This is a genomic window from Brevundimonas sp. AVps7 (assembly GCF_058681545.1).
On sequence record NZ_CM178742.1, the window covers coordinates 1,289,947 to 1,313,862 of the forward strand.

The window sequence follows — 23,916 nt, forward strand, 5'->3', positions numbered from 1 at the left end:
GGCGACCGTGGCCGGAACAGGGCGCGTCAGCCGATAGCCGTCCAGGGCGTCAGGGGGCGGACGGTGGCGCAGGCGGGCGTGCCGTCCTTGCCTCGACCGGGAAGGGTGGTCGCGATGACGGCTCCGGGCCTGAGCAGGTCAGCCGGGATGTCGTGGACGTCGATCTTGGCGCGGCGGCTGACGACAGGCAGCCCCGGCACGGCGCCGCCGATGGCGATGTAGACGAAGCGGCGTTCCTTGCCCTCGCGACGCACGAAGGTCCCACCCAGTCTGCCGTCCGGGCGAAGGTCGACGGGCATGTCGAAGGTCAGGGGCGCATCGGTCGACAGGCGGATGTCGTGCGGCGCGTTCTTCGCGTCCTGACGCCAGTAGTGCAGGCCGGGCACCGGATCGGCGATGGTCAGGCGCAGGGTGACGGTCTCAGCCATGGCTGACCAGATGGGCCCCGCGCACCATGCGCACGAAGGGCAGGGGGCGGTCGGGCTGCGTCAGCCGTTCGGCCACCTCGCCGAGGACGAAACGGGTGATGGAGGGCAGGTCGAGGGCGCGGGCGTCCTCCAGCGGGAGCCAGGCGATCTCGTCCAGTTCGCCGGACCCCGCGGTCGGCTCGGGCGCCAGCAGGGCGGAGGCGTCGGCCATGAAGAACCGCGCGTCGAAGCGGCGCGTGCGGCCGGGCGGGGTGATGGCGCGGGCCACGTAGGAGAGGGCAGCGAGGTCGGGCAGGGCGCCGGCCTGGCGGAACTCACGCCACGGCCCGGCGACTGAGGCGGGCGGGGCGGCGTGGCCGAGGATCAGGCCGGTCTCCTCGAACGTCTCGCGCACGGCGGTCAGGCACAGGGCGCGGGCCCGATGGGGCGCCAGTTCGGCTTCGAGACGGGCCCGCGTGGGACCATCGGGATCGGAGATGGCGGCGGCGGCGAAATCGGCGCGGTCGATGCGGCCGCCGGGGAAGACCCATTTCGAGGCCATAAAGACGTGGCCGGGCGCGCGCCGGCCCATCAGCACCTCGGGCGTCTTGCCGCCCCGGACCAGGATCAGGGTGGCGGCGTCCTTCGGGCGCTGACGCGGGCCGGCGGCGCGGGGCGCGTCACGGAGGTCCTGGGCGGCGTCGAAGGGGTGTGTCACCGCCGCTTGCCCTTGCGGACGCCCTTGGGCGTGCCGCCGCGCGGGGGCTTGGGGCCGCCGGGACGGCCCAGGCCGCGTTTGGGCGGGCCGTTTCCGCCTGTGCCGGGGCCGCGACCTCGAATGCCCAGCCGCGGGGCAGGGGCGTTGGGGTCGCGCGGCTCGGCGTCACTGAGCATCTCGAACAGGAGACCGCCGGTGATGGGGGTGGCCTCCTTCAGCTTGACCTCGACGGTGCGGCCGAGGGTGTAGCGCTGACCCGAGCGTTCGCCGACGAGGGCGTGGGCGCGGTCGTCGTGGGTGAAGTATTCGTTGCCCAGCGAACTGACGGGCACGAGGCCGTCGGCGCCGGTCTCGTCCAGCCGGACGAACAGGCCGAAGCGGGTCACGCCGGTGATGCGGCCGGTGAAGGTCGCCCCGACACGGTCCTGAAGGAAAGCGGCGATGTAGCGGTCCATGGCGTCGCGCTCGGCGGCCATGGAGCGGCGCTCGGTCAGGGTCACCTGATCGGCGATGGCGGGCAGTTCGGCGATTTCGCGGTCGGTCAGGCCGTCCGAGCCGAGGTTCAGGGCGCGGATCAGGCCCCGGTGCACGATCAGGTCGGAGTAGCGCCGGATCGGCGAGGTGAAGTGGGCGTAGCGGTCGAGGTTCAGGCCGAAATGGCCGACGTTGTCCGGCGAGTAGATGGCCTGCATCTGGGAGCGCAGGACGACCTCGTTGACCACCTCGGCATGGGGGCCGTCCCGGGTCTCGTCCAGCAGCTTGTTGAACCGTTTGGTCGTCGGGGCCTCGCCCTTGTTCCACGGCTTGCCGATGGTCGACAGGAAGTCGGCGAGGTTGAAGACCTTCTCCTGGCTGGGCGTGTCATGGACGCGGAAGATCAGGGGCGTCTTCTTGCCCTCCAGCGTTTCGGCGGCGCAGACATTGGCCTGGACCATCATCTCCTCGATCAGGCGGTGAGCCTCCAGAGAGACGCGCTTCTCGATCGAGGCGATGCCGCCGTCGGGCGACATGCGGATGCGGCGTTCGGCCGAGTCGATCTGCAGGGGCGCGCGCTTCAGTCGGCCCTTCAGCATGGTGTGGTAGGCGTTCCACAGCGGGTACAGGATCGTGTCCATGATCGGACCGGTCGCGTCGTCGGTTCCGCCGCCCTTCTCGACGCCGTCGATGGCCGCCTGGGCCTGTTCGTAGGAGAGTTTGGCGTGGCTGCGCATCAGGCCGCGATGGAACTTGTGGCCGAGTTTGCGCCCCTCCCTGTCGAAGACCATGCGCACAGCGAGGGTGGCGCGGTTCTCGCCCTCCTTGAGGCTGCACAGGCCGTTCGACAGCCGTTCGGGCAGCATGGGCTCGACGCGGTCGGGGAAGTAGGTGGAGTTGCCCTTGGCCCGGGCCTCGCGGTCCAGACTGGTGTTCGGGCGGACGTAGGCGGCGACGTCGGCGATGGCGACCCAGACGATCCAGCCGCCCTCGTTCTTCGGATCGTCGTCGCGCTGGGCATAGACGGCGTCGTCGTGGTCGCGGGCGTCGGCCGGGTCGATGGTGATGAAGGGGATGTCGCGCAGGTCGTCGCGGCCCTTGAGCGTCGGCAGGTCCTGGTTTTCGGCCTCCTGCTCGACAGCCTCGGAGAAGCCCATGGGGACCCCGTGGGTGTGGATGGCGATCAGGGAGGCGGCGCGGGGATCGTCCTCGCGGCCCACGGTCTCCAGAATCTTCCCGCGCTTGTGGCCATAGCGCTGCTCCGACTTCTCGATGGCGGCGAGCACGAGGTCGCCGTCGCGCAGGTCTCCGGCGAGAATCTGCGGGATGATCAGCACGTCCTTGGAGCGCCGGTCGACGGGCTCGACGCGGGTCTCCTTGTTCGACTTGCGGATCACGCCGAGGACGCGGTTGTTGTTGGTGTCCAGCTTCTTGATCAGTCGCGCTTCCCAGCCGTTCGGGCCGTGCTCGAACTTGGCCAGGACGCGGTCGCCGAGCCCGGGGGCGGGGCCGGGCTTGCCCTTGTCGGGGACCAGCAGGGCCCTGGGCGCATCGGCCGAGGCCTCGACCATGCGGACATAGAGTTCGCCGTCATTGTCCTTTTCGACCACATCGGCGACGCCGACGGGGGGCAGGACGCCGGCTTCGGAGAAGCCCTTCCTGCCGCGCTTACCGAGCTTGCCGGCCGATTCGAGGCCGCGGATCATTTCTCGCAGCCGGCGGCGATCTTCGCCCTTCAGGCCGAAGTGGCGGGCGATATCGCCCTTTTCAGCACTGCCGGCGTCGCGAAGGAAGGCCAGCAGAGTGGCCTCGTCCGGCAATCCTGCGGCGGGTTTAGGTGTCTTTGTCATTCAGTCTTTCGGTTCGCCGGGCGCTTCGACCTCGGCGGGATTGAGACAGGGTACGCCCAATGCGGCGGCGGCGCGCGCCATGCCGCGATCAAGCGTAAGAAGGGTGGCGCCCAGACGGTGGGCGGCGGCGATGTGGATGGCGTCGGGGGCGCGGAGGCCGAGGCCGTGATGTCGAACGTGCAGAGCGGCGTCGGCGACGTCGGCCGGCGCGATTTCCGGCCGCTCGCTGAACCGGGATGTCCAGTAGTCCAGTTGGGCGAGCAGATCATCGACGCGCTCGGCGCCAAGAATGCGCATCCGCACCAGCTTTGAAAGCGCCGCAGACGACTCAGCATGCGAGAAGTCCGTCACGACGGGAAGGTGATCGCTCCGTCCAAGCTGGTCGCTGACTGCATCGCTGGCAGGCTCCTCCGCCATGATCGCGACAAGCGCGCTCGCATCGAGGTAAAACCTCATTCAGGCTCGCCGTCGCGCATTCTGCGCACCAATTCCGCCGCCGAGATCCCGAGAGGCGGTTGTTGCTTACGCCACGCGTTGAACTCAGCCATTTTCGTGCGCCGTTCTTCGAGCGTGAGCGTGGATTGTTTTCGCGTCGGCGACAGCTCGGCGATCGGCCTGCCATGCTTGGTGATGGTGATGCTTTCGCCGTCCTGGACGCGGTCCAGAAGGTGGGTGAAATTGTTCTTGGCTTCGGCGACGCCGTAGGTGGCCATGGTCAGTCTCCAAGATTATGGCCATAAATATAGCCATAAATGACGGTACCGGCAATGACCGGCAACGGGTTGTCCCAGTGCCGGGGCGCGCCTAGCTTCCGGCCTCGAATCCGGAGCTTTGTGAATGTCCCTGTCCGAACACCCGACCCTGAGCGCGCCCACGGGCTCGCTGCTGGACCTGATCGGCAAGACGCCGATGGTGGAGGTGACGCGGATCGACACCGGGCCTTGCCGGCTGTTCCTGAAGCTCGAGGCGCAAAACCCGGGCGGGTCGATCAAGGACCGCATCGCGATCTCGATGATCGAGGCAGCGGAGGCGGAAGGGTGGTTGAAGCCCGGCGGCACCATCGTCGAGGCGACGGCCGGAAACACGGGCCTGGCGCTGACGCTCGTGGGTCAGTCCAAAGGGTATAAGGTGTTGCTGGTCATCCCTGACAAGATGTCCAAGGAAAAAATCCAGCATCTGAGGGCTATGGGCGCCGATGTGCGTCTGACGCGATCCGACGTCGATCACGGCCATCCGGAGTACTACACCGACATGGCCGAGCGGCTGGCTCAGCAGATTCCTGGCGGGTTCTTCGTCAACCAGTTCGCGAACAAGGCCAACTCCGAAGCCCACGTGAAGACCACGGGGCCCGAGATCTGGGAACAGATGGGCCACGACATCGACGCCTATGTCGCCGGCATCGGTTCGGGCGGGACGATCACGGGCGTCGCCCAGTATCTGAAGAGCCAGGGCTCGAAGGCCGAGATCATTCTGGCCGATCCGGTCGGGTCGGTGCTGGCCGGGATCGTCAACACCGGCGTGCCGAGCCCCGAGGGCAGCTACACCGTTGAGGGGATCGGGCAGAATTTCGTGCCGGATACGGCCGACATGGACCTGATCGACAAGGCCTATTCGATCCCGGACGCCGAGGCCGTGGCGACGGTGCGAGAGCTGTTGCTGAAGGAAGGCATCCTGGCGGGATCGTCGTCGGGGACCCTGATCGCGGCGGCCCTACGCTGGTGCCGGGAGCAGACCGAGCCGAAGCGGTGCGTGACCTTTGTCTGCGACACCGGCGCCAAATATCTGTCGAAGGTCTACAACGACGCCTGGCTGTCGGATCAGGGGCTGGGCGAACGCGAACTGCACGGCGATCTGTCAGACCTGATCTCGCGCAAATACGAGAAGGGCGACGTGGTCACGGCGGGGCCGAACGACACTCTGGACACAGCCTTCAAGCGGATGCGCGGCGCCGACGTGTCGCAGCTGCCGATCATTCAGGATGGCCGTCTGGTGGGCATTCTGGACGAGAGCGATCTGGTTCATGTGATGAACACCGACGAGATCACCCGCAAGGAGCGGTTCGCCAAGCCGGTGGCCTCGGCCATGACCCGCGATCTGGACACGGTGCAGGTGACCGAACCGCTGGACGCCCTGATCCCGCTGTTCGACCGCGATCGGGTGGCCATCGTGCTGGACGGCGAGAAATTTGTCGGCCTGATCGCTCGCGTCGACCTGATCAACCACCTGAGCCTGAACCGGTAAGCGCGTGGCCTCCATCAAGAACAGTCAGGGTTTCTCGACCCGCGCGATCCATGCGGGCCAGCGGCCGGACCCGACGACGGGCGCGGTCATGACGCCGATCTACGCCACCTCGACCTACGCCCAGGAAAGCCCGGGCGTGAACAAGGGCTACGAGTATGCGCGGGGCAAAAACCCGACGCGCGAGGCGTTCGAGGCCTGCATCAACGATCTTGAGGGCGGGGTTCAGGCCTTCGGCTTCGGCTCGGGCATGGCGGCGACCTCGACGGCGCTGGAGCTGCTGGACGCAGGCTCGCACATCGTCACGGGCGACGACCTGTACGGCGGGTCGTGGCGGCTGTTCGAGCGGGTGCGCCGGCGCTCGATGGGGCTGGACTTCGCCTATGTGGACATGGCGGATTTGAGCGCCGTCGAGGCGGCCATCACGCCGAAGACGAAGATGATCTGGGCCGAGACCCCGACCAATCCGCTGATGAAGCTGGCGGACATCGCCGGGCTGGCGGCGATCGCGAAGAAGCATGGCCTGCTGCTGGTCGTGGACAACACCTTTGCCACGCCGTGGAGCCAGAGGCCGCTGGCGCTGGGCGCCGACGTGGTCATGCATTCGGCGACCAAATACCTGAACGGTCACTCCGACATCATCGGCGGGGTTCTGGTGGCGGGTTCGGAAGAGGTCGCCAAGGAGCTGAAGTTTCTTCAGAATTCCATCGGCGGGGTGATGGGGCCGTTCGACGCCTTCCTGGCCAACCGGGGGCTCAAGACGCTGGGCCTGCGGATGAAGGCGCACAACGAGAATGCCCTGGCCATTGCGCGGTGGCTGGAAGATCGCATTGGCAAGCCCGGCGGCGGGGTGGCGAAGGTCATCTATCCGGGCCTGATCAGCCATCCGCAGCACGAACTTGCCACGCACCAGATGAACGGCCGCTACGGCGGCATGGTCACGGTGATCATCGACGGCGATCTGGCGCGAACGAAACAGGTGCTCGAGCGGGTTCAGGTCTTCACCCTGGCGGAGTCGCTCGGCGGGGTCGAAAGCCTGGTCAACCATCCGGCCATCATGACCCATGCCTCGGTGCCGAAAGAGGTGCGCGAGGCGGGCGGGGTGACCGAGAACCTGATCCGCCTGTCGGTCGGCGTCGAGGACCTCGACGACCTGATCGCCGACCTCGATCAGGCCCTGGGGTAGCCGAAGACGGAGGGGGCGAACCCCCTCCGTGAAAGCGTCGATCTACTCGGGGATCGAGACAGCGTCGGTGACGTGAATCACGCCGTTCGACTGCAGCACATCGGCCTGTGTCACGCGGGCAGTGCCACCCTTTTCGTCGGTCAGGACGACGGTTGAACCGTCCAGGCTGGCGGTGAGGGTGTCGCCCGAGACGGTGGTGATCTCAGCCGACCCTCCGCCCTGTTCGATCAGGGCGATGACGTCGGCGGCGGTCACGCGGCCGGCGACGACGTGATAGGTCAGGATCTTGGTCAGGGTCGCCTTGTTCTCAGGACGGACCAGGGTCTCGACCGTGCCCGCGGGCAGTTCGGCGAAGGCGGCGTCCGTCGGCGCGAAGACCGTGAAGGGGCCCGGGCCCGACAGGGTCTCGACCAGACCGGCGGCCGTGACGGCGGCCACAAGGGTGGTGTGGATCGGCGAGGCGACAGCGTTCTCGACGATGGTCTTGTTGGCGTACATGGCGGCGCCGCCGACCGTGACGGACTGGCCGTGGCCACCGCCATGATGGTCGGCGAAGGCGGTCGGGGCAGCGGCGAGGAGGGCGGCGGCCGACACGGCGCCGGCGAGAGCGGAGAGTTTCATGAGGAGGTTCCTGGGCGGATCGCGTGGGTGCGATCGCAGACAGGAACGAAGTGCCGACGCCCCTGGATGCGGAGCAGAACGCCGTGCGGCATCTGGCCGCTGGCCTCGGCGATCAGAAGGCCCACCTCACCGCCGCAACCCGCTGACCCTCGCCCCGGCGCCCAAGGATATGCGCGAGGCGGGCGGGGTGACCGCGAACCGGATCCGTCTGTCAGTGGGGTCGAGGACCTGGATGACCTGATCGCGGACCTGGACGAGGCGCCGGGCTAGATCAGCCGCCGTTCTCGTCCAGCATGCACTGCACGCCGACCCCGCGACGCGACCGTTCCCGTTGAACGACGACGGTCGCCTGCGCGATCTGGAGGCAGTCGAAGGCCGCTGGGGCCGAGCCATCGACAAGGATGTATCCATATCCATTGGCGCAGGCGACCTCGACGATGTCGCGCTGGCGCTCCGTGCGTCCCAACCGGGCGGCGTTGGTCACTTCGCAGTTCGTGCGAGACGCCGAAAGCAAGGTGTTGGCGCGGCGGAAAACGCGTTGGCGCTCCAGGTTGGTATAGGGCTGGATGTCACGATCGAAGGCACTGGCGTGCGTGCGCGCCATTGCAGCGCTGGCTAGTGAGTTATCGTTCCAGACGCCGATCTCGCGGCTGATGGCGGCGTAATCCGGGGCCGTCTGAGCCTGGACTGAAGAAGCTCCGGACAGGGTCGCGATCGCTGCTGCGACGACGGCGATGGATCGGCGTGTTGCATTTGATCTAGGCATGTCATCGTCTCCGTAACGGGGTGAGGTCGACGTCAGCGCGGGATTTTCCCTGCGGATGAGCGTTGTTTCCGGGGTCAAATGGATCGACCCGGGTCTGCACGGACGCCGCCCATCCGGGGACGATAGTCAGAGCTCCGACGGCGATGATGGGTTTCAGCATCAGGGGGCCTTCTGAGCCGAAGCTACGCCTCTCTCACAGCGTGTCAACCAGAGAGAAGTCGCGTTACGGTAGACGGGGGCCGCTGAAGCGACTGGCTTGGTCGAGCGGTCAGCCGCCGTTTTCGGGTAGAACGCACTGCGAGCCGACGTCGGCGCGCGGGTTGTTGACGCGCACGACACGCGCGGCCTCTGCGATCTGCAGGCAGTCGTAAGCCGTGGTCGGCGACCCGCCGACCAGAAGGTAGCCGAAGCCGCTGGAGCAGGACACCTCGATGATGTCTCGACGACGCTCTGTCATGCCCAGCTGCACGGCGTTCACGATGTCACAGCTGGTATTGGAGGCGGTCAGCAGGCCGGCGGCGCGACGGTGGACCCGCTGGCGTTCGGCCGGGGAGTATTCGGCCAGGCGACGGACCGATTCGAACTGCTGCATGCGGGCAGCGCCTTCGCGCATCGGCGCGAGCTGGGCTTCTCGTCCAGGACTGTGCCCGGGGACGGTCTGATTGATCGCCTGGGCCTCGGCCAGGGTGGCAGCACTGACCGCAAGACCCAGCGCGACCAAGGCGGTAAGGGGTTTCAACATGTCGATATCCTCCGGGTCGGAAACCTATCGAACGGCGGTAGGCTGTCAACCGCGCCGCGAGATGGTTCGGCGCAACGCGTCTAGAAGGTCCAGCTGATCGCCGCCACCAGCTGGCCGTCGCCGGCTTCACCCAGCGCCGCCGCGTTGTCGGTGTCGTACCAGTGCAGGTCGCCGCTGACGGACGCGGTGAAGGCGTAGGTCACGCCGGCCTGCCACCAGCCGTAGTCCGGCGCGCCCTGCTGGTCCTGGAAACCGCCGCCAACGTCGGCCGACAGTTTCGCCGTCAGGGCCCAGGCCAGATTGGCGTTGGCCCAGACCGCGTCCTCGGCCGCGCCCTCGTAGTCGGGCGAGCCGCCGACAAGGGCGACGGCGGTGAGGGGGCCGATGGACCGGGTGGCCTGGGCGTAGAACTCCCAGTGATCGACGTCGCCGGAACCGCCGAAATAGCTGACCCGCTTGGCGTTCAGGTCCCAGTCCCAGCCGGCCCAGGTCGGCTGAAAACCGACATAGAGATCGACCTCGTAGTCGCTGTCGCCGACGGCGGCGGTGTTGGCGGCCGCGCCCGCGTAGAAGGAACCGGTCGTGTATTCGAGGCTGCCGGTCGCCTCTACGTCCTCCTGACCCCGCGCCGTGCCGCGCCGGACGTAGTCGGTGGTCAGACCCAGGCTGCCGGACCAGGGCGAGGTCTGCGCCTCGGCCGCTCCGGCGAAAAGGCAGACGACCGTCGCCACGATGATCTGAATCCGCATCCTTCGCTCCCCCGAGCGCTGTCGCTGCTATGAGGATGCGATCGTCTTCGTCGAACGGTCAAGCTTACTCGCCTAGCGCGACAGCGGGCCGATCAGGGCGGCCTTCAGCCGCTTTTCCAGCTCAGGCGTCATGTCGGCGAACAGGCCGCGGGCGTCCGGCGGGATGTGCGCCATCGGCTCCAAGTCGTCGGGCCGGAACAGATAGTGGTCGAAGACGGCACGCCAGGCTTGCCGTTCTCGATGGTTGAGGTCGCGCAGACTGGTCAGGCCGTGCAGCAGGGTGAAGATCGGCGGCCCCATGTGGGTGGGGGCGTCACGCCACCAGAAATTCACCATGGCTCCGAACGGGTCGAGCGACTCGACGTGGTGGAACCAGAGGCTCGGCATGTAGAGGACGTCGCCGGGCTCAAGGTCGGCGACCTCGGCATGCTCCAGCGCCTCGGCGAAGCGCGGGTATCTGTCGAAGTCGGGGTTGCGGAAATCGACCAGGCTGGTCGGCTGGCCGGACAAGGTGAAATCAACAGGGCCGATGTAGAGATTGGCGATCTGGTCGGTCGGGAACAGGGTGAAGCGGCGGCGGCCGGCGACGACACAGGCCAGGTTCTGGGGCAGGTCCCAGTGGCAGGCCGTGCGCACCCGGTTGCCGATCCACAGCGAGGTCCGCCTCTGGGTCGCCGGATCCAGCAGGGGCATCGGAGTCTCCGCCAGCAGCCCCGGCAGGCAAGGGCGGAACGGCACGCCGCCGGCGTAGAAGCCCGGCGGGCGGGGATCGTCGTGGTGAGCCGCGAGACGGTCCAGCAAGGTCGCCAGCGGGGCGTTTTCCTGGGTGTGGTTGAAGCTCTTCAGGTCGTCGCTGTAAGAGAACCGGCCCTCGATCTCGGGCGCGCCGCTCCAGATCGGGGTGGGCGCGTCGGTGGCGGCGGCGCGGATATGGGCCGACAGAGAAGCCGTGGACGTCCGCCCCAGCTGAACCATGGGCCAGTCGGACACCACGTCGCGAAGGATCGCCGGTCGGCCAGAGGGGACGATGACGCTCTCGAAAAACGCGCGATCGACGCCTTCATGTTCCGGGGCGGCTCGTGTCATCGGTAATCTGTGATCCGAAGTGACCGGCGAGGTCAATCGGCTTCAGGTGTCTCCGACCCCAGCTCGAAACTCCGCCATCGCCTTGCGCTATTCCGAACGCAGGCGAGCGGAAAATTCTGCCGCCGGCTGCGACGGATGGTCGAGCTTGTTGGGCGGTGGTGGTTGCGATGAGCCTAGAAGGCGACCAGCACCGAGGCGACGAGGGCGTCCTCGTACTGCTCGCCCTCATCTTCGATGTCCGTTCCGTGCCAGCGCAGGTCAACCGAGGTGGTGTCGGTCACGGCATAGGCGACGCCGGCGTTCCAGCCGGTGTAGTCGGGCGCATTGTCCTGTTCTCGGCGGCCCAGGGTGGCGCTGGCCTTCAGGCGGTCGGCGAGGGGGAAGCGGACGCGGCCCTCGACCCAGGTCCAGGCTTCGGTCGAGCCGAGGCCGTCCGGGGAGTGTTCGACCCGGAACCGCGTGTCGACGTCGCCGAAGTCCCTGATGACGTCGAACTGGTATTCCCAGGCGGCGTCGTCATGGCCGGCGACGGCGTCGAGCCGCCACTTGTGGGAGGCGGAGGTGTCGAAATCGAAGCCCAGCGCCGAATACTGCCAGCCCGCCTCGGCCTCGGTCTCGACCCGGGAGCCGGACGAGTCGATCGTCTCGAACTCCAGGTCTGCGTAGAAGCCGCTGGCGTCGTTCCACTGCATCTCGGCGAAGATGTAGGGGTCGGCGCCGCTCTTGGACGCGCCCTTGGAGCGGTTGTCGGTCCCGGCGCCCAGTTCGAAGGTCCAGTTTCCCCGCCCGGCGACGTAGCGCGCATTGTCGTCGTCCTGCGCAACGGCGGGTGTCGACAGGACGGCGGCGAGGCTGGCGGCGAGTGCGGATGACCGGATCATCCGGCCATCGTCTAGGCGACGCCGACCTTCTTTGCGAACTGTTCCGTGGCCTGCGCATATTCGTCGCGGAGACGCTGGATGAGCTCGGCCGTCGGGACGACGTCGTGGATCGTGCCTGCGCCCTGGCCGGCGGACCAGACGGTCTTCCAGGCCTTGGCCTCGTCGCCCATGTCGAGCTTGTGCTCAGGCAGGGACTTCGGATCGATGCCGTTGGCCTGAAGCGACTTCGTCATGAAGTTGGCCGGGATGCCCGAGACGGCCGGGGTGTGGACGATGTCCGTGGCCCCGCTCTCGATGATCATCTCCTTGTAGGCCTCGGGGGCCATGGCCTCGGTCGTGTTGATGAAGCGGGTGCCCATGTAGGCGAAGTCGGCGCCCAGCATCAGGGCGGCGGCGACGTCCTGGCCGTTCGACAGGCAACCCGACAGGATGATCGTGCCCTCGAAGAACTCGCGCACCTCATTGACCAGGGCGAAGGGGTTGATGATGCCCGCGTGGCCGCCGGCGCCGTTGGCCACGAGGATCAGGCCATCGACGCCCGACTCGGCCGCCTTGCGGGCATGGCGGACGTTGGCGATGTCGTGGAAGACCACGCCGCCGTAGCCGTGCACCGCATCGACCACGTCGCGCACGGCGCCGAGCGAGGTGATGATCAGCGGCACCTGATGCTCGACCGAGACCATCATGTCGGCCATCAGGCGCGGGTTGGTCGGGTGGACGATGTGGTTGACGCCGTAGGCGGCGGCGTCAGGATTCAGGCGGGATTTGATCTCGACCAGCCACTCCCGATAGCCCTCGGTGGTACGGGCGTTCAGCGACGGGAAGGTACCGATGATCCCGGCGTTGCAGCACTCGACCACGAGGTCCGGGCCGGAGACGAGGAACATCGGCGCCTCGATGACCGGCAGTTTCAGACCCTTCTGGAGGGAGGCGGGGATGGCCATGGCGTTTCCTGTGCGTCTTGTTTGGCTACGCTTAGCGGGGTGTCGCGGGGGAAGGCAAATCGGCAAGCTGGACTCCAGTCCAGGGGAGTCCAGCTTGTCCAGGGAGTCCAGGTTGAGGGGGCGGGAGCCTTGTGATGGATAGCCTGGCATGAAGCCGCGCCAGAAACGGACGCATCGACGCCAAAAGCCGTTGGCGCTACAGGATCGCGATGACCACCGACACTTCAGGCCTGAGCCAGCTCGGCCAGCATATCGTCCAGCCCACCTCGCCCGAGACGGCGGTTCTGGAGCGGGTGCCCAATCCTCATGCCGACACCCTGTATCTGGCCCGGTTCACGGCGCCGGAGTTCACCAGCCTGTGCCCGGTCACGGGCCAGCCGGACTTCGCCCATATCGTCATCGACTATGCGCCGGGAGACTGGCTGGTCGAGTCCAAGTCGCTGAAGATGTACCTGACCGCCTTCCGCAACCACGGCGCCTTCCACGAGGACTGCACCGTGGCCATCGGCAAGCGGATCGCCGACCTGCTGGCCCCCAAATGGCTGCGCATCGGCGGCTACTGGTACCCGCGCGGCGGCATCCCGATCGACGTCTTCTGGCAGACGGGCGCCCCGCCCGAGGGGCTGTGGCTGCCCGACCAGGGCGTGCCGACCTATCGCGGGCGGGGCTGAGCCTCCCTAGCGCCTCTGCCCGACGAGACTGACCAGCATCGGCAGGACGAACAGGGTCAGCAGGGTCGCTGTCGTCAGGCCGCCGATCACGACCGTGGCGAGAGGCTTCTGGACCTCCGCGCCCGCGCCTGAGGCGAAGGCCATGGGGACGAAGCCCAGGACCGCGACCAGGGCCGTCGTCATGATGGCGCGCAGCCGGGCGACAGCGCCCTCGAACGCTGCCTCGGTCGCAGACGCGCCGTCGGCGGTGCGCTCGCGGATGGCCTGCATCAGGACGAGGCCGTTCAGGGTGGCGACGCCCGAGACGGCGATGAAGCCGACCGCCGCAGAGATCGACAGAGGCATGCCGCGCGCCGCGAGGGCGAGCACCCCGCCGACCAAGGCCAGGGGCACGCCCGCGAAGACAAGCGCGGCGTCCTTCCAGGATCGTAGCGCCATCACCAGCAGGCCGCCGATGGTCAGGAAGACGATCGGGACGATCAGACCCAGCCGGGCCGAGGCGCGCTGAAGGTTCTCGAACTGCCCGCCCCAGTCGATCCAGCCGGACGGCGGGGGCTCGACCTCAGCGGCGACCTTCGTCTGTGCTTCGGCGACGAAGCTTCCGAGGTCGCGCCCGCGAACATTGGCCTGAACGATCATGCGGCGCTTGCCGTCGGAGCGACTGATCTGGTTCGGCCCCTCGGCGACGTCGAAGCGGGCGACCGAGGACAGGGGTACGGTCGGTGCGCCGGCCTCGGCGTTCTCGGGCATGACCGGCAGCTGTTCCATGATGTTCGGATCGTTGCGGAACTCGTCTCCGAGGCGGACCACGACGTCGAACCGGCGGTCGCCCTCGTTGACCTGCCCGGCGGAGCGACCAGCCAGGGCGATGGCCAGTGCATCGGCGGCGTCGGAGGCGTGAACCCCTTGCGCCGCCGCCGCCGTGCGGTCGACCGTGGCGGTGATGGTCGGCTGGCCGGAGACCTGTTCGACGCGGACGTCGGCGGCGCCTTCGATGCCGTTCAGGATCGTGGCGACCTGCCGGGCCGTTCGCTCCATGGCGGGGAAGTCGTCGCCGTAGATCATGACCGCGACATCGGAACGGACCCCGGCGATCAGTTCGTTGAACCGCATCTCGATCGGCTGGGTGAACTCATAGTTGTTGCCGAGAAGTGTGGAGAGGTTTTCCTCCATCCGTTCTACGACCTCGGCCTTCGGTTCGCCGGGGTTCGGCCAGTCGGCGCGGTCCTTGAGCATGACGAAGGTGTCGGAGATGGACGGGGGCATGGGATCGGAGGCGACCTCGGCCGTGCCGGTGCGGGTGAAGACGCGTTCGACCTCGGGCATGGCCTTCAGCGTGGTTTCGACGCGGAACTGCATGGCCTGGCTCTGTTCCAGCGAGGTCGAGGGGACGCGGAGGGCCTGGACGAGGACATCGCCCTCGTCGAGCCGGGGTACGAACTCGCGGCCGAGCGTCGCGAAGGCGATTACGCCGGCGATCAGGGCGACGCCGGCGCCGATCATGACGGCACGGGGCCGGGCGATGGCGGCGCGGAGCAGGGGGGCGTAGCGGGCCTTGGCCGCGCGGGTCAGGCGGGTCTCTTCGTGGTCGGCCTTCGGTTCCTTCACGATCAGGGCGGCCATGGCCGGGACGAAGGTGAAGCTGAGAACGAAGGCGGCCAGAAGGGCCAGCATGACGGTCGCGGCCATGGGGCCGAACATCTTGCCCTCGACGCCCTCGAACATCAGCAGAGGGGCGTAGACCAGCAGGATGATGGCCTGACCGAAGGCTGCGGGCCGGGCCATCTCGCGCGCCGAGGCGGCGGCGACGGACAGACGCTCCGCGACCGTCAGGGGACGGCCCGTCTCGCGCCGCGCGATCCCGAGGCGGCGCAGGGTGTTCTCGATCACCACCACGGCCCCGTCGACGATCAGGCCGAAGTCCAGCGCGCCGAGGCTCAGCAGGTTGGCGCTGATGTTGAAGCGGTTCATCGCCGAGGCCGCGAACAGGAAGCTGAGCGGGATCACGAGCGCGGTGATGACCGCCGCCCGCACATTGCCGAGAGCGAAGAACAGGACGGCGATGACCAGAAAGGCGCCGAGGGCGAGGTTGTGTTCGACGGTCTTGATGGTGGCCTCGACCAGGTCGGTGCGGTCCAGTTCGGGGCGCAGGACGACGCCGGGCGGCAGGCTGGCCTTGATGGTCTCGAGCCGTTCGCCCACGCGGCGGGCGACCTCGCGGGAGTTCTGCCCCTGAAGCATCAGGGCGGTGCCGACGACCGTCTCGTGGCCGTCGGCGCTGGCGGACCCCAGGCGGGGGGCGCGGCCGATCTCGACCACGGCGACGTCAGAGACGCGGATGACCTGGCCTCCGCGATTGAGGATCGGCGTCTGGGCGAGGTCGTCTAGGCTCTTCAGGCGGGCGTCGGCGCGGACGATATAGGCCTCTCCCGCGCGGTTGACGTAGCCGGCGCCGGCGATGCGGTTGGCATGCTCCAGCGCCTCGACCAGTTGCACCAGACCGACGCCATAGGCGGCGAGGCGGCCCGGATCGGGATGGACTGCGTATTCCTTGACGTAGCCGCCCAGCACATCGACGCCGGCGACGCCGGGTACGGTCTTCAGCTGGGGGGCGACGATCCAGTCCTGGACCGTGCGGAGGTAGGTGGCCTTCTCCGGATCGGTGACGAGGCGTTCGCCTTCGGGGGTGACGTCGGGAAGGCCGGAACGAGCGGCGGGGCCGGTGAAGTCGAGGGTCCAGATATAGACCTCGCCCAGACCGGTCACGACCGGGCCCATCGACGGCGACAGGCCGGCGGGCAGGTCCTCGCGGGCCGACTGAAGGCGTTCGTTGACGAGGGTGCGGGCGAAATAGATGTCCGTCGCGTCGGTGAAGACGGCGGTGATCTGGGAGAAGCCGTGGCGCGACAGGGAGCGGGTCTCGATCAGGCCGGGCAGGCCGGCGAGTTCGGTCTCAAGCGGGAAGGTGACCTGGCGTTCCACCTCTTCAGGTCCAAGCGCCGGGGCGACGGTGGTGATCTGGACCTGGCGGTTGGTGATGTCCGGCACGGCGTCGATGGGCAGGCGCAGCAGCTCTCGCCCGCCGAGGATGGCCAGGACGACGGCGAGGCCCACGACCAGCCAGCGGAAGCGCACGGAGGCGTCGATGATGCGGTCCAGCATGGTCAGTGCCCGTGCCTGGCTTCGCCCTTGGCCAGTTCGGCCTTGAGCAGGAAGGCGCCGGCGCCGGCGATGCGTTCAGATCCGGTCAGGCCCGAGAGAATCTCGACCCGACCGTCCGAGGTTCGCCCGGTCACGACCGGATGGGGGCGGAACCCGTCGGCCTCGACGACGAAGACGGACGGGACGCCCTCGATGGTCTGGACGGCGTCCAGCGGGACGACCAGGGCGCCGGTCCCCGCCCCGGCGGTGATGCGGGCCGAGAGGACGGATCCGGCGGGCGGGAGCGCCCCGTCGGGTCGGGCGCGGACGATGACGACGCCGGCCTCGTTGGCGGGGGCGATGGCGGTGACCACGCCGGAGACGGCGCCCGATCCGGCCAGGGTGCTCTCCAGCCGGTCGCCGACACGGATCAGGGCGGCGGCCGAGGGCGGGGCTTCGAAGACCAGTTCGACGCGGCGCGGATCGGCGACGGCGGCGACCTGAAGCGCCTCCTCGTGCAGGACCTGTCCGGGGGCGGCGCTGATGCGGGTGACGACGCCGGCGATCGGGCTGCGGACGACGGTCATGCCGTCGGCGCCGGGCGCGCCATAGGCGCCGACGCGGGCGCGGGCGGCGCGGAGTTCGGCCTCGGCGCGACGGGCCTCGGCGGCGGTGATGTCCAGCCGGGCCCGGGAGACCCAGCCCTGATCGAACAGGCTGCGGTCCCGCGTTTCGGCCGCGTGGGCGGCATCGGCGGAGGCGGAGGCGGCGTCGGCCGTGGCGCGGGATGCGGCGCCGTCGGGACTGCGCAGGGTGACCAGGGGCGAGCCGATGGAGACCCGGTCGCCGAGACCGACGTGGACCCGGGCGACGGCCCCCGCCAGAGGGGCGTCGACGGCGGCCTCGGCCCCGGGGGCGAAGTCGACCCGGCCGGGCAGTTTCAGCTCGGTCCCGCCGCCCCTCTGCAAGGCGACGACGGTGACGCCGGCCGCTGCGGCCTGTGCGGGCGACAAGGCGACGAGCGCTGCTTCGGCCTCGTCCTCGGAGTGGCCTTCTTCTGCATGGGCGGCTTCGGGAGCGGGGCGGTTCAGGAGCTGGGCGGCGCCGTATCCCACGCCCAGGGCGACGACGACGGCGGCGCCGGTCATCAGCCAGTATTTGTACGATTGCATCTTTGATCCTCGCCCGACGCGCGGCCGGGCCCAGAGTTCAGGACGCGCGACATCGATGCCGCGCGGGGTTCTGGACGAACCGGGGCAGCGCCCGGTCGGGGATCAGAGGCGTGGAGGGCGGTCGGGGCCGGTCGGGCGGACCAGAGGCGGCGTCGCATCCTGGAGCCAGACGTCGGTGCGGGTGACGACCGGGACAGACGAAGGCGAGGCGAGGTCGGGCGCGGTCGCCGCGTGCTGCGCATGACAGCATCCGTTGGCGCAGGCCGGGCCGCAATCGGGGCAGGCGTCGTCGGCGTCCGAAGACGCCTCTGCCGCTGTCTGGCTCGCCGGCGCACAGCGCTCGTCGATGCAGGCGTGGGAGGCGAAGGCTGGCGCAGCAAAGGCCAGGGCCAGCACCACGGCGCCGGCCAGGCCCATGCGGGCGATCATCTTGCGCAGGAAGCGAAGCATTGACGTCGCCATAGCATGGTTCGCGTGAGGGGCCATCGGGGCGCGGCCGGACGCATGGACGCATGACCGCGTCGGCGCCGATTCCGTGGAAAGCGCTGGATTTGCTCATGCCGGGTGGGTCGAGGGCGACTAGTCTGGGCGGATGATCGGTTCGACTCGCCTGCCGCTGGAAGCCTGGGGTCGTCGCGCGCTGGCGGCGGCGGACGCCTGGGCCGAGCCGTCGCCGTGGCGGCGGGGCCTGCTCGAGTTCCTGTGGTTCGGGCTGAAGCAGGCTTACGCCTGCCTGTTCGGCGGGGCGATGCTGGGGCTGATCCTGGTGACCTTCCTGCTGTGGCCGGACGATGCGCCCGTGTCGCGCTACGACTTCCTCGTGGTCGGGGCGGTGCTGATCCAGGCGGCGATGCTGGGGCTCAAGCTGGAGAGCTGGGCCGAGGCGCGGGTGATCCTGCTGTTCCATATCGCCGGGACGATCATGGAGCTGTTCAAGACCGCGCACGGATCGTGGGTCTATCCCGAGGACTCGGTGCTGCGGATCGGGGCGGTGCCGCTGTTCTCGGGCTTCATGTATGCGGCGGTGGGATCCTACATCGCGCGGGTGCAGCGGATCTTCCATATCCGGGTCAGGGGCTATCCGCCGGTGTGGACGACCTGGGTGCTGGCGGCGGCGATCTACGTCAACTTCTTCGCCCATCACTGGCTGCCGGACATTCGCCTCGCCTTGTTCGTGGCCACGGCCCTGCTGTTCGGGCGAGGGTGGTTCTGGTTCACGGCGGACCGGATGCGGCTGAAGATGCCGCTGCTGCTCGGCTATTTCCTGGTCGCCCTGTTCATCTGGTTCGCCGAGAACCTGGGCACCCTCGGGCGGGCCTGGGCCTATCCGGGGCAGGAGGCGGGGTGGGAGATGGTGTCGCTGGCCAAGCTGGGCAGCTGGTATCTGCTGATGATCATTTCGGTGGTGATGGCGTCGCTGGTCCACCGGCCGGAGGAGGAACCGCGATGAGCGACGGGTGGGACGTTTCGGCCGAGGCCTGGATCGCGTCGCAAGGCGAGGAAGGCGACTTCGGGCGGCGCTGGGTCATGGATTCGCCGATGCTGGAGCGGGTGCGGCTGAGACCCTGGCGTCGTGCGCTGGATGTCGGCTGCGGTGAAGGACGGTTCTGCCGGATGCTGAAGGCCGAGGGGATCGAGGTCGCGGGCATCGATCCGACCGCGGCCCTGATCGACCATGCCAGGTCTCTCGATCCAGACAGCGACTATCGGGTCGAGGCGGCAGAAGGGCTGGGGTTCGAGGACGGGGCCTTCGATCTGGTGGTCAGCTATCTGTCGCTGATCGACATTCCGGATGTGCGGGCCGCGATCGCAGAGATGGCGCGGGTGCTGGCGCCGGGCGGGAGGCTGCTGATCGCCAATCTGGCGGGCTACAACTCCGCCGCCGACGCCAACGATCTGGGCTGGCTCACGCTGCCGGACGGGCGGCGCGCCCATGCGATGGACTATTATCTGGAGGAGAAGGTCGGCTGGATCGCCTGGAAGGGCATCCGTATCCAGAACTGGCACCGACCCCTGAGCACCTACATGACGCTCCTGCTGGAGCAGGGGCTGACCCTGACCCATTTCGCGGAGCCGCGCGCCCATGGCGGCGATCCGGCGCGACAGGCCCACTATGACCGCGCGCCATGGTTCATGATGATGGAGTGGGCGAAGACCTAGGGCAGGGTCGTCGTCAGGGCCGCGACGTTCGGCCGATCCCGCTCCAGCAGCGGCTCGATCACCGTGCCGAGGTGAATGAAGCCGGCGACCTTCTCGCATTCGCGGACGCCGAACAGGGGCAGGGCGTCGGCGTCGTAGCTGTACCAGTCGGTGATCCAGCTCGAGGCGAAGCCGAAGGCCGAGGCGGCGTGTTCCAGGTTCATGCAGACGGCGCCCGCGGAGAGTTCCTGTTCCCACACGGGTTTGGACGCGGGCGCGGCGGTGGAGATCACGAGGACGGTGGTCGGGGCGGCGGTCAGTTTGGCGAGGACGGCTGTCGCCTTGGGCGGCAGGCCCTTGTCGACGGCCATGACGGCGAGGCGTTCGGCGATCTGCGCGCGGCTGGCCGGACCGAGGACGACAAACCGCCATGGGAAGAGTTTGCCGTGGTCGGGCGAGCGGGCGGCGATCGTGAGGATGTCGGCGATCTGGGTCGCGTCGGGGCCGGGTCCGGTCAGGGCCTGGGCGGGGGCCGAGCGGCGCGTCGCCAGCCGGGCCAGCATTTCGGGCGACGGGGTGGGCGAGGGCAGGGGCGCGCCGAGGTCGACGGGAGGAGGCAGGGTCATGGCCGTCTAGCTAGGCGTTCGACGCGTGCGGCGCCATATGCGCGGGATGAGCGACTCCCGCGACCACTTCGACGCCGACCGACCTGTGCCTTCGTGGGATCTCGACCCGCCCGCGCGGCCGGCGTGGAAGAGCGACGGCGAGGCGACAGTGTTCGAGAACCCGTGGATGAGGCTGACGTCGCATCCGGCGACGGCGCCGACGGGGGCGGAGGCGATCTATGTCGTCATGCGGCCGAAGAACCTCTCGGTCGGGGTGCTGCCGATCCATTCGGACGGGACGGTGACCCTGGTCGGACAGGCGCGGTTCGCCCTGGCCAACTATTCATGGGAGATGCCGGAGGGCGGGGCGCCCTACGACGAGGACCCGCTGGACGGGGTCAGGCGCGAACTGGCCGAGGAGGCGGGGCTGGCGGCGAAGTCCTGGCGCGAGGTGCTCCGGATGGAGATGTCGAACTCCATCACCGACGAACGGGCCATCGCCTGGCTGGCCTGGGATCTGTCGGAGGTCGAAAAGGCGCCGGATCCGACCGAGGTGATCGAACTGGCGCGCGTGCCCTTCATGACCCTGATGCGCGAGATCGACCGGGGCGCGGTGCGCGACACCTTTACGGTGGCTACAGCCCTCAGGGCCTACCATATGGCCAGGGAGTCCCTGATCCCGGGCTGGCTGGCGCACGCCATGCTGACGCGGGTATGATGAGGAATGGAGCCGGTCATGCCCAAGCTTGAAGTCGTCGCGTCGCAGGACAGCGTGTGGACCCAACTCAGGGCCTCCGCCGAGGATGCCGCACGCAGCGAGCCGCACCTGGGGTCGCTGATGAACGCGACCATCCTGTCGCATCTCGACCTGGCCAATGCGTTGAGCTTCCAGATCGCGCGCAAGATCGGGGACGCCGAACTGGCGCCCATGAGCGTGCGCGAGGTCTGCGCCTTCGCCTACTGGTCCGACCCGACCATCGTCGCGGCGGCGGAGGCGGACCTTCAGGCCGTGGCCGAGCGCGATCCGGCGATCAAGACCCTGTTGCAGCCGTTCCTCTACTTCAAGGGCTTCCAGGCGTTGCAGGCATCGCGGGTGGCGCACTGGTTGTGGACCCAGGGACGCGAGACCCTGGCCTTCCACTTCCAGAGCCGGATTTCAGAGCTGTTCCAGATCGACATCCATCCGGGCGCGAAGCTGGGCTCGGGCCTGTTCCTCGACCACGGCACGGGCATCGTCATCGGCGAGACGGCGGTGGTCGGCGACGAGGTGTCGATGCTGCACGGGGTGACCCTCGGCGGGACGGGGGCCGAACGCGGCGACCGGCATCCGAAGATCGGCAAGGGCGTGCTGCTGGGCGCGGGCGCCAAGGTGCTGGGGAACATCACGGTCGGCGACTATGCCAAGGTGGCCTCGGGTTCGGTGGTGCTGAAGCCGGTGCCGGCGGGATGCACAGTGGCCGGGGTGCCGGCGCGACTGGTCAACTGTCCGACCGAGGCGACGCCCGCCCGAACGATGGACCATACCCTGGCCGACGTCGTCTATGATTTCGTGATCTAGGCCTGACGGGCTTTCCTTGGCGATGTCGCTTCTCTAGGGTCCGCGCCTTCAATCCAGACCACCGAGGCCCGCCGTGAACGAAGCAGACATGAAGCGTATCGAGACGCACCTGAAGCGCACCTTCAACACGGGCGGCATCATCGTGAAGGCGCGGGCGAAGGTGAACGATTCGGCCGAGGTCTATGTCGGCGACGAGTTCATCGGCGTCGTCTTCGATGACGAGGACGAGGACGGCAGCTTCATGTTCGAGATGGCGATCCTGGCGGAAGATCTGCCCGCCGACTGATCCATCCGGATACCAGACATGAAAACGCCGGGCGGTGCGAACCGCCCGGCGTTTGTCGTTTCAGGTGGCGACGGTCAGCGCTTGCCGAAGATCGCGTCGGCCAGCTTGTCGAAAAAGCCCTTCTTCGGCGCGGGCGCGGCCGGCTTCGCAGCCGGAGCGGCGGCGGCCGGAGTCACGGCGGGTTTCGGAGCCGCAGCAGGCGCAGCGGTCACGGCCGGCTTCGGCGCGGGGGCCGGAGCGACGGCGGGCTTCGCGGCCGGGGCGGCGGCGACAGCAGGCCTGGCGGCCGGAGCAGCCTTCGCCGCCGGCTTCGCAGCGGCCTTGGGGGCAGCAGGCTTGGCGGCCGGCTTCGTCGCAGCGGCCTTCGGCGCAGCCTTGGCCGGAGCCTTCGCAGCAGCGGGTTTGGCGGCGGCTTTGGCCGGAGCCTTGGCGGCGGCCTTGGGCGCGGCGGCCTTTGCCGTGGTCCTGGGAGCAGCGGCCTTGGCGGCCGGAGCTTTTGCGGCGGGGTTCGCAGCGGCCTTCGGAGCCGGCTTGGCGGCGGGCTTCGCGGCGGCCTTGGGAGCCGGAGCTGCCTTCACGGCGGCGGGCTTGGCGGCGGCTGCGGGCTTCGCCGCAGCAGGCTTCGCCGTTTTCGCAGTCGACTTCGCGGCTGCTTTAGGCTTGGAAGCGGCTGACGCTTTAGGCGACGCAGTAGACGGTGACTTGGCCATGTATTCCCCGACCCCTCGGTTGGAACGATCGCGACCGATGCGGGAGAGCATGGGCGCAAACTCAATAGTATCGATTCGCAATGATACCGGTGTTTGAATAAATGTCCCACAACCCCGTCCAGATAATCGCGCGCGGCTCCAGAGCCGCTGCTGAAGCCGCCGCTGAAGCCATCGATTCCGACATCCTGCTGGAAGGCGCGACCTACTCCATTCTGGAAGAAGACGAGGATCGCGACATCTGGCGCATCGACGCCTTCCCGACCTCGGAGGAAGAGGTCGAGGCCCTGACCGCGCGTCTGGCCGAACACCCCGGCGTGACGGTGAAGGTCGAGCCTCTGGCCGACGCCGACTGGCTGGCCATGTCGCTGTCGGGTCTGCCGCCGGTGCGGGCGGGACGGTTCTTCGTCTACGGCGCCCACGATCAGGGACGGGTGCCGCCGAACGCCGTGAACCTGAAGATCGACGCGGGCGCCGCCTTCGGGACGGGCCACCACGGGACGACGGTCGGCTGCCTCGTCGCCTATGACGAACTGCTGAAGCGCGAGCGGTTCGATAAGGTGCTGGACGTCGGCTGCGGCACGGGCGTGCTGGCCATCGCGGCGGCGCGGACCGGGGCGTCCCTGGCCGTCGGCACCGACATCGACGCGCCCTCGGTGCGGATCGCCAACGAGAACGCCAAACTCAATCAGGCCAATGCGCGGTTCGTCCACGCCTCGGGTCTGAACGACATGAAGGTGCGCGCCGGCGCTCCCTATGATCTGGTGTTCGCCAACATCCTGGCCCCGCCGCTGGTCGCCCTGTCGCAGGACATCAAGATGAGCCTGCGCATCGGCGGGGTGGCGATCCTGTCGGGCCTGCTGCGGACGCAGGAACGGCGCGTGTCGGCCGCCTATCTGTCGCGCGGATTCAAGCTGGAGCGGCGGATCCATCGGGATGCGTGGAGCGCGCTGGTGCTTCGCCGGATGGCGTAGA

Annotated in this window: 27 protein-coding genes; 10 read left to right on the forward strand and 17 right to left on the reverse strand. The window is 68.4% G+C overall.

Annotation, left to right across the window (positions count from 1 at the left end; all coding sequences use genetic code 11):
* Positions 1 to 26: 26 nt before the first annotated feature.
* Genes ACW17Y_RS06220 through ACW17Y_RS06240 form a run of 5 tightly spaced genes read right to left on the reverse strand, consistent with a single transcriptional unit; the run spans position 27 to position 4,162 of the window.
* Positions 27 to 428 carry a DUF5990 family protein gene (locus ACW17Y_RS06220; RefSeq protein WP_492037898.1) on the reverse strand — a complete coding sequence of 134 codons (402 nt, stop codon included), beginning with the start codon at positions 426 to 428 and terminating at the stop codon, positions 27 to 29.
* The gene (locus tag ACW17Y_RS06225) at positions 421 to 1,125 is read right to left on the reverse strand and encodes an NUDIX hydrolase (RefSeq protein ID WP_492037899.1); all 705 of its coding nucleotides are present in this window, start codon (positions 1,123 to 1,125) and stop codon (positions 421 to 423) included. The genes ACW17Y_RS06220 and ACW17Y_RS06225 overlap by 8 nt, the downstream gene beginning before the upstream one ends.
* Positions 1,122 to 3,449 carry a ribonuclease R gene (gene rnr, locus ACW17Y_RS06230; RefSeq protein ID WP_492037900.1) on the reverse strand — a complete coding sequence of 776 codons (2,328 nt, stop codon included), beginning with the start codon at positions 3,447 to 3,449 and terminating at the stop codon, positions 1,122 to 1,124. The genes ACW17Y_RS06225 and rnr overlap by 4 nt, the downstream gene beginning before the upstream one ends.
* Entirely contained in the window at positions 3,450 to 3,905 is a 456-nt protein-coding gene (locus ACW17Y_RS06235) for a type II toxin-antitoxin system VapC family toxin (RefSeq protein WP_492037901.1), read from the reverse strand.
* The gene (locus ACW17Y_RS06240; RefSeq protein ID WP_492037902.1) at positions 3,902 to 4,162 is read right to left on the reverse strand and encodes a type II toxin-antitoxin system Phd/YefM family antitoxin; all 261 of its coding nucleotides are present in this window, start codon (positions 4,160 to 4,162) and stop codon (positions 3,902 to 3,904) included. The genes ACW17Y_RS06235 and ACW17Y_RS06240 overlap by 4 nt, the downstream gene beginning before the upstream one ends.
* A 124-nt stretch (positions 4,163 to 4,286) precedes the next feature.
* Between ACW17Y_RS06240 and ACW17Y_RS06245 the strand changes: the two genes are divergently transcribed.
* Positions 4,287 to 5,690, forward strand: a complete 1,404-nt coding sequence (locus ACW17Y_RS06245; protein WP_492037903.1) for a pyridoxal-phosphate dependent enzyme — start codon at positions 4,287 to 4,289, stop codon at positions 5,688 to 5,690.
* A gap of 4 nt (positions 5,691 to 5,694) precedes the next feature.
* Positions 5,695 to 6,873 (forward strand): trans-sulfuration enzyme family protein, encoded by a 1,179-nt coding sequence (locus ACW17Y_RS06250; RefSeq protein WP_492037904.1) that lies wholly within the window; start codon positions 5,695 to 5,697, stop codon positions 6,871 to 6,873.
* A gap of 42 nt (positions 6,874 to 6,915) precedes the next feature.
* Here ACW17Y_RS06250 and ACW17Y_RS06255 read toward each other — a convergent pair whose 3' ends face one another.
* Entirely contained in the window at positions 6,916 to 7,494 is a 579-nt protein-coding gene (locus ACW17Y_RS06255) for a fasciclin domain-containing protein (RefSeq protein ID WP_492037905.1), read from the reverse strand.
* A gap of 23 nt (positions 7,495 to 7,517) precedes the next feature.
* Here ACW17Y_RS06255 and ACW17Y_RS06260 point away from each other — a divergent pair, with 23 nt between their 5' ends.
* Positions 7,518 to 7,640: a hypothetical protein gene (locus ACW17Y_RS06260; protein WP_492037906.1), complete on the forward strand. Its 123-nt coding sequence runs from the start codon at positions 7,518 to 7,520 to the stop codon at positions 7,638 to 7,640.
* Between the two features lie 125 nt (positions 7,641 to 7,765).
* Here ACW17Y_RS06260 and ACW17Y_RS06265 read toward each other — a convergent pair whose 3' ends face one another.
* The 6 genes from ACW17Y_RS06265 to ACW17Y_RS06290 form a co-directional block, all read right to left on the reverse strand.
* On the reverse strand, positions 7,766 to 8,260 hold the full coding sequence (locus ACW17Y_RS06265) for a hypothetical protein (RefSeq protein WP_492037907.1): 495 nt from the start codon (positions 8,258 to 8,260) through the stop codon (positions 7,766 to 7,768).
* Positions 8,261 to 8,528: 268 nt separating this feature from the next.
* Positions 8,529 to 9,002, reverse strand: a complete 474-nt coding sequence (locus ACW17Y_RS06270) for a hypothetical protein (protein WP_492037908.1) — start codon at positions 9,000 to 9,002, stop codon at positions 8,529 to 8,531.
* Between the two features lie 80 nt (positions 9,003 to 9,082).
* Positions 9,083 to 9,751, reverse strand: a complete 669-nt coding sequence (locus tag ACW17Y_RS06275; protein WP_492037909.1) for a TorF family putative porin — start codon at positions 9,749 to 9,751, stop codon at positions 9,083 to 9,085.
* A gap of 72 nt (positions 9,752 to 9,823) precedes the next feature.
* On the reverse strand, positions 9,824 to 10,837 hold the full coding sequence (locus tag ACW17Y_RS06280) for a cupin-like domain-containing protein (RefSeq protein WP_492037910.1): 1,014 nt from the start codon (positions 10,835 to 10,837) through the stop codon (positions 9,824 to 9,826).
* A 173-nt stretch (positions 10,838 to 11,010) separates the two neighbouring features.
* Entirely contained in the window at positions 11,011 to 11,718 is a 708-nt protein-coding gene (locus tag ACW17Y_RS06285; protein WP_492037911.1) for a TorF family putative porin, read from the reverse strand.
* 11 nt (positions 11,719 to 11,729) lie between these two features.
* The gene (locus ACW17Y_RS06290) at positions 11,730 to 12,662 is read right to left on the reverse strand and encodes an NAD(P)H-dependent flavin oxidoreductase (protein WP_492037912.1); all 933 of its coding nucleotides are present in this window, start codon (positions 12,660 to 12,662) and stop codon (positions 11,730 to 11,732) included.
* Positions 12,663 to 12,871: 209 nt separating this feature from the next.
* Here ACW17Y_RS06290 and queF point away from each other — a divergent pair, with 209 nt between their 5' ends.
* Positions 12,872 to 13,333: a preQ(1) synthase gene (gene queF, locus ACW17Y_RS06295; protein ID WP_492037913.1), complete on the forward strand. Its 462-nt coding sequence runs from the start codon at positions 12,872 to 12,874 to the stop codon at positions 13,331 to 13,333.
* A 6-nt stretch (positions 13,334 to 13,339) separates the two neighbouring features.
* Here the strand turns inward: queF and ACW17Y_RS06300 are convergent, their stop codons facing one another.
* The 3 genes from ACW17Y_RS06300 to ACW17Y_RS06310 all read right to left on the reverse strand — a co-directional run bounded on the left by ACW17Y_RS06300 (position 13,340) and on the right by ACW17Y_RS06310 (position 18,096).
* Positions 13,340 to 16,495, reverse strand: coding sequence for an efflux RND transporter permease subunit (locus ACW17Y_RS06300; RefSeq protein ID WP_492037914.1), 3,156 nt, complete (start codon positions 16,493 to 16,495; stop codon positions 13,340 to 13,342).
* Between the two features lie 2 nt (positions 16,496 to 16,497).
* On the reverse strand, positions 16,498 to 17,646 hold the full coding sequence (locus ACW17Y_RS06305) for an efflux RND transporter periplasmic adaptor subunit (RefSeq protein WP_492037915.1): 1,149 nt from the start codon (positions 17,644 to 17,646) through the stop codon (positions 16,498 to 16,500).
* A gap of 102 nt (positions 17,647 to 17,748) precedes the next feature.
* Entirely contained in the window at positions 17,749 to 18,096 is a 348-nt protein-coding gene (locus ACW17Y_RS06310) for a hypothetical protein (protein WP_492037916.1), read from the reverse strand.
* A 142-nt stretch (positions 18,097 to 18,238) separates the two neighbouring features.
* Here ACW17Y_RS06310 and ACW17Y_RS06315 point away from each other — a divergent pair, with 142 nt between their 5' ends.
* Positions 18,239 to 19,096 carry a DUF817 domain-containing protein gene (locus ACW17Y_RS06315; protein ID WP_492037917.1) on the forward strand — a complete coding sequence of 286 codons (858 nt, stop codon included), beginning with the start codon at positions 18,239 to 18,241 and terminating at the stop codon, positions 19,094 to 19,096.
* A complete protein-coding gene (locus tag ACW17Y_RS06320) occupies positions 19,093 to 19,806 on the forward strand; it encodes a class I SAM-dependent methyltransferase (protein WP_492037918.1) in 714 nt (237 codons plus the stop codon). Before ACW17Y_RS06315 ends, ACW17Y_RS06320 begins: the two co-directional genes overlap by 4 nt.
* Here the strand turns inward: ACW17Y_RS06320 and ACW17Y_RS06325 are convergent.
* Positions 19,803 to 20,411, reverse strand: coding sequence for a nitroreductase family protein (locus ACW17Y_RS06325; protein ID WP_492037919.1), 609 nt, complete (start codon positions 20,409 to 20,411; stop codon positions 19,803 to 19,805). The two genes, ACW17Y_RS06320 and ACW17Y_RS06325, sit on opposite strands and share 4 nt — an antisense overlap.
* Before the next feature lie 46 nt (positions 20,412 to 20,457).
* Between ACW17Y_RS06325 and ACW17Y_RS06330 the strand changes: the two genes are divergently transcribed.
* From ACW17Y_RS06330 to ACW17Y_RS06340, 3 genes are all read left to right on the forward strand, one after another.
* Positions 20,458 to 21,108, forward strand: a complete 651-nt coding sequence (locus tag ACW17Y_RS06330) for an NUDIX domain-containing protein (RefSeq protein WP_492037920.1) — start codon at positions 20,458 to 20,460, stop codon at positions 21,106 to 21,108.
* 18 nt (positions 21,109 to 21,126) lie between these two features.
* A complete protein-coding gene (gene cysE, locus ACW17Y_RS06335) occupies positions 21,127 to 21,948 on the forward strand; it encodes a serine O-acetyltransferase (RefSeq protein ID WP_492037921.1) in 822 nt (273 codons plus the stop codon).
* Positions 21,949 to 22,036: 88 nt separating this feature from the next.
* A complete protein-coding gene (locus ACW17Y_RS06340) occupies positions 22,037 to 22,234 on the forward strand; it encodes a DUF3126 family protein (RefSeq protein WP_409013079.1) in 198 nt (65 codons plus the stop codon).
* A 74-nt stretch (positions 22,235 to 22,308) separates the two neighbouring features.
* On the opposite strand, the gene ACW17Y_RS06345 is transcribed toward ACW17Y_RS06340, so the two are convergent.
* Positions 22,309 to 22,812, reverse strand: a complete 504-nt coding sequence (locus ACW17Y_RS06345) for a hypothetical protein (protein WP_492037922.1) — start codon at positions 22,810 to 22,812, stop codon at positions 22,309 to 22,311.
* A gap of 233 nt (positions 22,813 to 23,045) precedes the next feature.
* Between ACW17Y_RS06345 and ACW17Y_RS06350 the strand changes: the two genes are divergently transcribed.
* Positions 23,046 to 23,915, forward strand: a complete 870-nt coding sequence (locus ACW17Y_RS06350) for a 50S ribosomal protein L11 methyltransferase (RefSeq protein ID WP_492037923.1) — start codon at positions 23,046 to 23,048, stop codon at positions 23,913 to 23,915.
* Position 23,916: the final 1 nt, after the last annotated feature.